Below are 10,317 nucleotides of genomic sequence, written 5' to 3'. Positions count from 1 at the left end.
AACATGTTTTTTCATACCGGAGAGTAGTATTATCTGGTTTTAGGATTTCGATAGATGTACAGCATTTCCATCCGCTGAATGAAAAGGTAGATCATCTCGTGAGTCGTATTTTCTTTGAATTGAATGGAAACATCCAAACCATTTATCTCAACATCTGTGATCCCGTTTAGTGACTCCAGATAAATTGTTAGTTCATCTAAAAGAGTAGTTCCCAAAGAAGTCGTTAAATGATAAACAACCGTTGAAGTTCCAACACCCGTCACGTGGGGATTTGAATAAACACTATCCGCGTGTTTTTCAAACTGTTGACCATAACTATTGAATCCGTGGAATAAAGAGAGGATAGTAGTAATGTACAAACAGTTAATGAAATTAGTCTTCATTAAAGTGTATTTTAGTTCTGCACAAATGTGACGAAAAAAAACGTTGCTAGTTGTCTTTTTTTCAAGGGAATACCGTTTTTTAACAGTTTATTTTCAATTTTCTGTTTGATAATTCACAGGAAAATCGCGCTATTCGTCTTTGTTTTCAAGGGATTCGTCGAAACAGGATCACCTTCATAAAACAAATCATAATTTCGCATCATAATAGAAAAAATCATTCAAAAAAGACTAAATCACTGGTTCCTAGGCAACTCATCGGGGATTATTTTCATCATTTCCTTTCTCGAAACGAAAAGTTTAGCCCCCTGGGCACCGTTTCCTGGTGTCCTTTATTCTTAGTTGAATCCTGTTTTTATACGCAAAAAAAGCCCTCCTTAGAAACAAACCGACCTTCTTACTTAATCAGGTTTCAGTTGCGATATATTTACTTGACAACTTGTCCGGAAATTTAGGTGATTTCCCATTTTCAACATTCCCTCAGTCAAATTTATTCGTATTCTATAGAAATCAGGATGTAATTCGATCCGCAATGTCCGTTCGAGTACCGAAATCCAATGGAGATGTGTCGAGAACGACATGCACACAATGGTGCAAAAACACCACCCAAAAGAGGATTCCAAAATCGCAAAAAAACGCACTTGAATCACTCAGCTACGGGTCAAGTACAGGTAGAGTATAGGTTAAGTATGGATTAAGTATAGATACAGTATCAAAATGTTATAAATTCAACATGCGGTTTTAGGGCGTTTCAGCCATTTTCAATCCCTCTTCAGTCTTGTTTCATGGAATCAGGAAGGAATAATACCTTGAAATCCTAAAATCAAAACACGTTACAGATTTGTGAAAATTCCTGTGAAAAAAGGAGTTCATCACCTCTATTTACATCCCAATATCCTGACTCTCCAAGTCTTAACTCTAACTCCTTCAGCCTCATCTACCCTTCGTAATTCGGCATTCGTAATTCGTAATTCGTAATTACTTTAATAAGTTTACATGTCCCACATATTCGTGGCGCTTGTCTTTATTTCTTTCTTTAATCAGAATTTTCCAGGTATACACCCCTTCCTTACACAATTGCCCGATATACGTTCCATCCCAGCCAGAAGCAACATCGTGCGATTCGAATAAAACCTCGCCCCATCGGTCAAAGATCAAAAGCGTATAGTTTTGTCCGTCAAATCCGGAACTGAACACCGGGAAAAACACGTTATTATGTTCATCTCCGTCCGGAGTAAAGGTGTTCGGCACATAGAAAATCAATTCATCAATAACAGAAACTACGGCAATAGCACTATCGTTACATCCCTGTTCGTTTGACGCATACAACACGATATGATAGACCCCTTCATGGTTATCATAAGTATGCGCAGGACTTGTTTGAGTAGATGTTGTTCCGTCGCCGAATTCCCAAACATAAGCTGTCGCATTCGTTGAAGTATTCGTAAAATTGAATACCGGGTATAAAATCGTTTGCTCGTACACATTCACCCCGAAAGAAGCATGTACCTGGGGCGAAATGGTAATCATATCACTTTGAGTTACCGAACCGGAACAGCCGCTTGCATCCGTCACAGTCAAAGTGACATCGTACGTTCCCGGAGCAGTGTATTGCTGGGTAACCGATCCGCAACCTGTTTGTGTTCCTCCGCCTTCAAACGTCCAGACACAATTTCCTGAAGAAGAACTGGAATTGGTAAAAGTAATCGAAACAGGAGCACATCCTCCGGACACATTACCGGTGAATTGAACAGGTAACGAAGTGTACGATACAACCACCGGCTCCACATCCGAGCATCCGCCTGGACTTGAGAGTCGGATATAATAGGTTCCTGCCGTAGTCACAGCATTCGCGGATGCCAGCGGAACAGTACAGGCTGCGTCCATAAAGTATTCCAATGTTCCGGAACCTGCGTTGATGGTCGTCACGCCCGGAGCAGTTAAGTCAACCGTTGCAGGCGAGCAAACTGCCGCAGGATTTGTAACCGAAATATCCGGACCCGGCACTACAGTTACCGTAGTCGTTACCGTAGAATTACAACCAACAAGAGATGTCAGCGTACATTGATACGTAAATGTTCCGGTTGTTGTCGGCGTAATCGACAAAGTATTGGATGTTCCGATTACTGTTCCGGGATTAGATGTTTCCACCCAGGAATAACCCGCAGCTCCAACTGGCGCTGTAAACACAGAAGTTTGAAATTGACAAATATCCGGTGGTGAAACAATCTCCATCGGCGCACAAGTTGCATCCAGATAAGCATAGGCATAATGCGCACCCTGGGAACAATCACCTACCGTAAATCGAATCGTGATACAAGAACCAATATATGGAGTCAAATCGAGCATCACCGGTGTCCAATTCTTCCAAAACACTCCTGAATTACCAATCTGGGTAAATCCGGGGATTCCGGGTCCACCTGTAACCAATAAGTTACCACAAGCAATCGGGTTACCGAAACAATCCTGTGCATCAATCTGGAAATAAGGCTGCTCCTGCGCAAGGTGAGGAATCGTATCTAAGGTTGTCTGATCAATCGTATACGCATTTTGAAGTACTGCTGCATAATAATAAGTAAACAACGCATTGGACGGCGTTACCTGGAATTTCTGCTCAATCCTGGATCCGCCATATGCACCATTCGGACCATCTCCCAAACGGATCGAATTGGTATTTCCCGGAATTAAGGGGCAAACCTGGCTGATTGGAGCCTGGATATCCACTCCCCCGGATGTAATATCATGCTGTCCGGAGTTCATCGTAAAGAACATCGGTGTATAGATTGGCGTTAAATCCGAGGATGAACCGATCCGCATGGAATGCCCCCAGGAACCTAACCAACCGGCAGTTGATCCCGAATCAAAACCAATATTCGTACACGCAGGCTGCATTGGTGAAACAGGGTGAGGCGGAACAATATTCGTTATCTGGATAGCATAATCGAATCCGGTTAAACCACCGTTATCAATCCAGAAAAGATAACATTCTCCTGCCACCGGCTCAAAAGGAGCTCCCATTGTTCCGGAATTATCACCAGCTACTTGTGTAATCGCCACTACATCCAGGGTGACTGCATTATAAATAACAATCTGCGGAAATATCGGATTCGATGCACCGCCGGGATTAAATGAAATCGTGGTCCAGATCGTAGCATTTGAAGTGGCACAGTAATAATAAAACCAATCCGGCCCATCATCAAAGGCGGAACTCGGGGTATCGAAATCATTGGTCGCAAAAACGGTCGAACCGATGGAATTAAACGGTAATGAAATCGGAAAAAACGTTGCTGTTACGTCATCATCTCCACCTTGCGAAAACGCAGTAAGGCCTAAAAGAGAAAATAGAGACACAAGGATATAATACCTAAAAATAATATGTTTCATAATGGAGAAAGGTGGTCTTCTATTTAGTTGGAATTTTGATTTTTGTAGATATAATACAGCTCCATCCGCTGAATAAACAGATAGATCATTTGATGAGTAGTCGCTTCTTTGAATCGGATGGAAATATCCTGTCCGTTGATTTCAACTTTAGTAATTGTATTCAGGGATTCCATGTAATTCTTCAACTCATCTAAAGTATTAGTTTCCATCGAAGAGTTTAAGTGATATACTATAGTATTCGATCCTACTCCCGAAATATTCGGGTTTGCATAGGAGTGATCTTCATGTGTTTCAACCTGTTGACCATAACTACTAAACGCAGGAAATAAAAAAAACGCAGTAGTAAGATACAAACAGATAATAAAATTCCGGTTCATTAAATGATTAGTTTAGTTCAGTGCAAAATTGACAAAAAAAACGCATTCCGCTTGTCTCATTTTCAAATAAACTCCCTTTTTAACAGTTTATTTTCAGTTTGTTGTGTCATAATTCACCGGAAAATCGCACGATTCGTCTTTGTTTTCAAGGGATTCGTCGAAATAGGATCAACGTCATAAAACAAATCGTAATTTCGCATCATGATAGAAAAAATCATTCAAAAAAGACTAAATCGTTGGTTATTAAGCATCTTATCGGGGATTCTTTTGACCGTTTCCTTTCCTGAAACGGGAAGTTTAACACCTTTAGCATTTGTTGCATGGATTCCGCTATTATTAGTTGAATCCTATTTTCATACGAAAAAGAAGGCTTTCAGCCTGTTTTTTCATGCATACCTGACTTTCATTATTTATAACATCGGCACAACCTGGTGGGTTTATTACGCCAGTGCCGAAGGTGCATACATGGCTTTCCTGGCGAATAGTTTGTTAATGGCACTCGCTTTTCTTTTCTATCATTTATTGAAGCGTAAATTAGGTACGAAATGGAACGGACCAATTTTAATCTGCGTTTGGCTGAGTTTTGAATTCCTTCATTTTCACTGGGAATTATCCTGGCCGTGGTTAACCCTGGGAAATGTTTTCGCTCCGAGAGTTTCCTGGGTACAGTGGTATTCCATCACCGGAGTTTTGGGAGGTTCTCTTTGGATTTTGATTATGAATCTGCTCATTTACAAGCTGGTTATTCAGCCAAAAAACATTCTGAAAAGCCGCTACTTCATTCTTGCTGTCATTATTCTCCTTTTGCCTTTAAGTTTCTCGTTGATTCTTTATGCTTCAAAAAGCACAGCAGGAACACCTTATAATGTGGCGATCATTCAGCCAAACCTGGATCCTTACGGGGAAAAATTTGTCCTGGGAAATGAAGAACAATTGAAATCATTATTGGAACAGGCGGATCAGGCTGTCACAAAAGAAACTCAGTTAGTCATCGCCCCGGAAACGTCACTTTATCCTACTTCCCAAATCTACGAAAGAAGTTTGCGGAAGGAAATTTTCTTTCATGTGATCAATGAACACCGCGCACGCTGGAGAAATGCAGGCTTGTTGATCGGAGCTTCAACCTACCAGGTTTTTGAATACAAAAATTCTTCTGCCAGTAAATTTATCCCGCAGATCAATGCCTATGTTGAAGAGTACAATTCATCTCTTTTGTTCGACAATACGGCAAATCCCAAAATCATCCACAAATCAAAATTGGTGTTGGGGGTAGAAAAGATTCCGTTTGTCGGCATGTTTCCTTTCCTCGAACAATTGGCTATTGACATGGAAGGAGGTTCCGGAAGTTTAGGAATTGAACGTGAACCGAAGATTTTTGAAAAGAACCGTGTGAAGTTTTCTTCTGCTGTTTGTTACGAATCCGTTTACGGAGCTTTCTTAGCCAAACAAGCAAAAAAAGGATCGCAATTCATTGCCATTATCACCAACGACGGCTGGTGGAAAGACACACCGGGCTACAAGCAGCACTTTCAATTCGCGCGTTTAAGAGCGATCGAAAACAACAAATACGTGGTTCGTTCTGCCAATACCGGAAAATCGGGCGTGATTTCAAATCGCGGAGATATTTTAAAAGAAACCGGTTGGTGGGTCAAAACACAATTCAATTACACCATTCAATTGAATTCGAAACAAACGCTTTACCAGGTTTTGGGAGATTTTATCGGGTACTTTGCCATGGTTGGACTTGGAATGTTCTTCGTTTTGAGAATCCTGAAAATCTTCTCCAAAAAAGTGAAGTAAAGAAGAAGTTTCAAAGAAGCCTTCACTTCAAATAGCGAAATGAGAATTGTTTTTTAACGCAAAGAATGGAAGAGCGCAAAGGTTTAGTTCCGGAAGATATCTTTGCGTCCTTTGCTTCTTGGCGTTTAGAGAAAAACGTGTTTTTGTTTTCATGCAGATGACACGGATTTCATTGGAGTAGAAATCACCGCATCCCTTACTACGACTGGGCAAATAGATGCATGTCTATCCATCATTTCAGCCTCGATTCTTATTCGTACTCTGGTTGGTGATACCCTTAACTAATCACTCAAAACGCAAAACACCGTACTTATCCCGTTTATTCGACGCCGCAAAAATCACCTGCCGCGATTTGTAATTAACACTCGATAATTTCAAGCAAACAAAAGCTCCGATTGCATCATAGGGAGAAAACAAATTACGCTGCGTATCTCCATTACTCAAATCAAGCTGAACGCGTGCCAGGCAATAATCCTTGTACCTCAGGGAATTGGAAAACGGAATCCGGCTTCCTTTATACGTACCAAGTAAGTCGTAATTCTGTGCATTGTCGTTGAAAAAAATAACCAGGTTTCCTTCGCTGACATAACTGATCAACGATGAATATTGCCCGAAATCATTCACCGACTCCTGTTTTTTATTGATCTTCCGGAACCAGTTAAATTCTCCGGAAGCACTGATTGAATAGACGATACAATCGTTGTAATTGTAGTAATTCGTCACCTGGCTCATTCCCCTCGAATCTGTCGAATTGACCTCATAAATGTAATATTGTTCGGCTAAAACGGTAAACGAACCATCCGGAAGGAGCAAAATATTCCGGAAAGCATAATTCAACAATTCTCCGTCAACATTCTGATAATTGTAAATATCATCGGAGTTTGCATTTTCCTGTTCCAGTATTTCCTTCGGGAACTCCATAAAATATGGTGTCGCCAGCTGTTTTGATGCGTACGAAAAAGAAGCATGAAAAACCCCTTTTGCACCTTTAGAATCCTCATCACCCCAGGTTCCGGTAATGATTGCAGAAGAATCGTTCGAATGAATGGCAAAATTGTAAACTTTCCGCTGATCGAGATCCAACTCATACATTCTCAGGGAATCTCCGGCACTCATGTGAATCAAAACCGATTTATCGACCAGACCGAAATCTTTCCAGATACTGTAATAGGCTTTCGAAAAAACGGAAACTCCAAGAAAATAATCTCCTTGATTGGTCAAATGTCGCGCTTCCACGGCAGAAAGCTTCGAATCGTAAGGAATTTCGTATTCTCCTTCGCGGACAGTAAGCATCTTCTCGTCCAGGATATTGTAGCCGAAACGGTCATACATTTCCTTTTTAGCCGGAATCAGGTAATCAACTACCAGGTAATTGCTTTTGGGCGAAACCTTCGTTGTAACCAATACACTTCTGCTCCAGCCTTTCGGCACAACATACGACGCAACAACCAATGCTTTTCCCAAAGGATCTGCGTCATCATCGTATTCCTGGAGATAAAGTGTCACCGATGCACCGATTTTATCCGAAAAAAGCCCGAAAAGCCGGTTTGAAAACAGGAACATATCTTCCAATGTCACCATTTTTTCCTCTATTCTCGGCTCAATGCGCTTCGAAATAACTTCTTTTCCAAATTCGAAACGGGAAATCTTCGCAGCCGGCATCAACGAAGAATTCGTATAATGAAAGGTAAAAAAGACTCCGTTATCCTTGGGTAAAACTGCTAAGGTATTTGGTCTTGAAAGATTATCAGGACCCCAGTCAATTTGCGGCGGTAACTGCCCGAAAAGGGAATTACTCAGGAATAGAAAAAAAGTAATTTGAAGAAACCGCAAAGCTTTTTTTCTGTAATATACTAAAAGATTTCTTACACCAACTTCACTCCGGTATAATTTGCAGGAGTAATTTCTTTCATGCGATTTTTCAAGGAAATGTCGATATCCAGGGCATCAATGAAATCATGAACCGTCTGTTGTGTAACCTTCTCATTCTTACGTGTCAAGCCTTTCAAAGCCTCATATGGTTTCGGGAAACCGATACTGCGGAGAATCGTTTGAATGGCCTCTGCAACAACTGCCCAGTTCGCTTCCAAATCATCCCGGATAGCTTGCTCGTTCAGCAACAATTTATTCAACCCCACGATCGTTGCTTTAAATGCAATTAACGAGTGAGCCAAAGGCATTCCAACCGCTCTTAAAACAGTAGAATCCGTTAAATCGCGCTGCAACCTTGAAACCGGCAGTTTCGCTGAAAGATGTTCGTACAACGCATTCGCAATCCCGATATTTCCTTCCGAATTTTCGAAATCAATCGGGTTTACTTTATGTGGCATAGCTGAAGAACCAACCTCTCCCTCTTTCAGTTTTTGCTTGAAATAATCCATGGAAATGTATGTCCACATATCGCGGTCCAAATCCAGGATAATCGTATTGATTCGTTTCAGACAGTCAAAAAGATTTGCCAATTGATCGTAATTTTCAATCTGTGTTGTCAGCTGACTTCTGGTAAGTCCCAACTGTTTGTTTACAAATTGATTGGAAAAAGCCACCCAATCCGTTTCAGGGAAAGCAACGAAATGTGCATTGAAATTTCCTGTTGCACCGCCGAATTTTGCAGCGTAAGGAATGGTTTTCAAAATGTCAAGCTGCGTTTCCAAACGGTAAACAAAAACGGCAACTTCTTTTCCTAAAACTGTTGGAGAAGCTGGCTGACCGTGCGTTCTTGCCAGCAATGAAATTCCGGACCAATCGTTTGAATAACCTTTCAAAACACCGATTAATTCCTCCAAAGCAGGAATGTAAACTTCCACTACTGCCTCTTTCAAACTCAAAGGAATTGCCGTGTTATTGATATCCTGGGAAGTCAGCCCGAAATGAATGAACTCCAGGTAATTTTCCAGGTCCAGATTTTGCATCTTTTCCTTCAGGAAATATTCCACTGCTTTCACATCGTGATTGGTTGTTTTTTCAATGTGTTTAATCGCCAAAGCATCTTCTTCCGAGAAAGAAGTTACGATTGCTCTCAACGCAGGAAAAACTGAAACCGGAACAGACTTCAATGGTCCGATTCCCGCTTCAACCAACGCGATAAAGTATTCAACTTCTACATGCACTCTGTATTTGATCAATCCGAATTCAGAAAAATAAGGAGCCAGTTCGCTAACTTTTGAACGATAACGTCCGTCTACCGGACTAATTGCAGTTAGTGATGTAAGAGACATTGAATTACTCATAGTTCATTTTTTGAAGGTGCAAAGATAGTTCTTAATTACGAATTACAAATGTCGAATTGTGGGTTCCTGTCGTCTGCATAGATTTCACGGGAAGAATTCCAAATTTCCATTCGTAATTCATAATTCGGCATGCGTAATTATATTAAATTTGAGCATGCGATTCATCAAAAACCTTTTTATTGGTTATAGAGCATATATCAAAGCATTCCGGCTAATCATCGATTACAAGCTGTATTTCTATATTATCTTCCCTGCCATTTTAATGCTTGGAATTTACCAGGTCGGATTTATGATTCACCTTCACGAGCCCAGGCCAACAGCTACCAGCATGAACGGAATTATCTGGTATATGATCAAATTGATGGCAGAAATCCTGATCGCAACGACTTTGATGCGTTTTGCAAAATACCTGGTCGTGATATTGCTGTCTCCGATGTTCTCTAAGATTTCGGAAAAAGTCGAATTCATTCTTACCGGAAACAGATACCGTTTCAGCTTCAATCAGCTGGTTAGTGATGTGAAGCGCGGAATCCGGATCGGGGTCAGAAACATGATGTGGGAAGTCTTTTTCTTTACGATTGTGTTTTTAATCGGAGTAATCGGCTGGGGAGATTTTGCACTCAGTCCGGTGCGACATATCCTATTCTTCATCAGTTTCTATTACTACGGTTTTTCCTTCATGGATTACATTCACGAACGTCTGAAAATGAACCTGCACGAAAGCATTCAGCTGGCAAGAGAAAACCGCGGAATTGCACTTTCCATCGGATCTGTTTATTCGGTGTTAATCTGGAATTTCATTGATTTGAGCACACTTTTCGACTGGTCTTCCTTTGGCGCCGATCCGTGGCAGTTCATGCTTACTTTTCTGACGAATTTAGGCCTTTGGATTTGTGCTTCTTTCGCTCCGATTTGGGCCATCGTGGCTGCAACCATTGCCATGCATGACCTCCTGGATCTCAAAGCCATTTCAAGAGATGAGTTCGCAGAGAATGTGATGAATTAATCTCCTAAATGCCGAATTCCTGATTAAGACAGTTCATGCTTCGACAAACTCACGATACCTGGTTTAAAGTTCAAACAATTCGTAATTCGTAATTCGTAATTCGTAATTCGTAATTCGTAATTCGTAATTCGTAATTCGTA

General features: G+C 41.0%; 7 protein-coding genes. 2 read left to right on the top strand and 5 right to left on the bottom strand.

Annotation, left to right across the window (positions count from 1 at the left end):
* Nucleotides 1-29: 29 nt before the first annotated feature.
* The 3 genes from Q1V93_RS12950 to Q1V93_RS12940 form a co-directional block, all read right to left on the bottom strand.
* A complete protein-coding gene (locus tag Q1V93_RS12950) occupies nucleotides 30-383 on the bottom strand; it encodes a hypothetical protein (RefSeq protein ID WP_300665282.1) in 354 nt (117 codons plus the stop codon).
* Nucleotides 384-1,358: 975 nt separating this feature from the next.
* The gene (locus Q1V93_RS12945) at nucleotides 1,359-3,731 is read right to left on the bottom strand and encodes a PKD domain-containing protein (protein WP_300665281.1); all 2,373 of its coding nucleotides are present in this window, start codon (nucleotides 3,729-3,731) and stop codon (nucleotides 1,359-1,361) included.
* 56 nt (nucleotides 3,732-3,787) lie between these two features.
* Nucleotides 3,788-3,973, bottom strand: a complete 186-nt coding sequence (locus tag Q1V93_RS12940; RefSeq protein ID WP_300665280.1) for a hypothetical protein — start codon at nucleotides 3,971-3,973, stop codon at nucleotides 3,788-3,790.
* A gap of 369 nt (nucleotides 3,974-4,342) precedes the next feature.
* Between Q1V93_RS12940 and lnt the strand changes: the two genes are divergently transcribed.
* Nucleotides 4,343-5,941 carry an apolipoprotein N-acyltransferase gene (gene lnt, locus Q1V93_RS12935; protein ID WP_300665279.1) on the top strand — a complete coding sequence of 533 codons (1,599 nt, stop codon included), beginning with the start codon at nucleotides 4,343-4,345 and terminating at the stop codon, nucleotides 5,939-5,941.
* A 285-nt stretch (nucleotides 5,942-6,226) separates the two neighbouring features.
* Here lnt and Q1V93_RS12930 read toward each other — a convergent pair whose 3' ends face one another.
* Nucleotides 6,227-7,774 carry a hypothetical protein gene (locus Q1V93_RS12930; RefSeq protein WP_300665278.1) on the bottom strand — a complete coding sequence of 516 codons (1,548 nt, stop codon included), beginning with the start codon at nucleotides 7,772-7,774 and terminating at the stop codon, nucleotides 6,227-6,229.
* A gap of 32 nt (nucleotides 7,775-7,806) precedes the next feature.
* The gene (purB, locus tag Q1V93_RS12925) at nucleotides 7,807-9,159 is read right to left on the bottom strand and encodes an adenylosuccinate lyase (RefSeq protein ID WP_300665283.1); all 1,353 of its coding nucleotides are present in this window, start codon (nucleotides 9,157-9,159) and stop codon (nucleotides 7,807-7,809) included.
* A 166-nt stretch (nucleotides 9,160-9,325) separates the two neighbouring features.
* On the opposite strand from purB, the gene Q1V93_RS12920 reads away from it, so the two are divergent.
* Complete coding sequence (locus tag Q1V93_RS12920; protein WP_300665277.1) at nucleotides 9,326-10,177, top strand: EI24 domain-containing protein; 852 nt, start codon at nucleotides 9,326-9,328, stop codon at nucleotides 10,175-10,177.
* Nucleotides 10,178-10,317 lie beyond the last annotated feature (140 nt).

The organism is Fluviicola sp. (genome assembly GCF_030151805.1).
Taxonomy (GTDB): domain Bacteria; phylum Bacteroidota; class Bacteroidia; order Flavobacteriales_D; family Crocinitomicaceae; genus Fluviicola.
Note: the sequence above shows the minus strand (reverse complement) of the source record. Positions and strands in the feature narration are given on the sequence as shown.

Excerpts from the sequence above, each read along its gene's own strand:
- Q1V93_RS12950 (WP_300665282.1), bottom strand. The coding sequence starts at position 383 with ATGAAGACTAATTTCATTAACTGTTTGTACATTACTACTATCCTCTCT.
- Q1V93_RS12940 (WP_300665280.1), bottom strand. The coding sequence starts at position 3,973 with ATGGAAACTAATACTTTAGATGAGTTGAAGAATTACATGGAATCCCTG.
- lnt (WP_300665279.1), top strand. The coding sequence starts at position 4,343 with ATGATAGAAAAAATCATTCAAAAAAGACTAAATCGTTGGTTATTAAGC.
- purB (WP_300665283.1), bottom strand. The coding sequence starts at position 9,159 with ATGTCTCTTACATCACTAACTGCAATTAGTCCGGTAGACGGACGTTAT.
- Q1V93_RS12920 (WP_300665277.1), top strand. The coding sequence starts at position 9,326 with ATGCGATTCATCAAAAACCTTTTTATTGGTTATAGAGCATATATCAAA.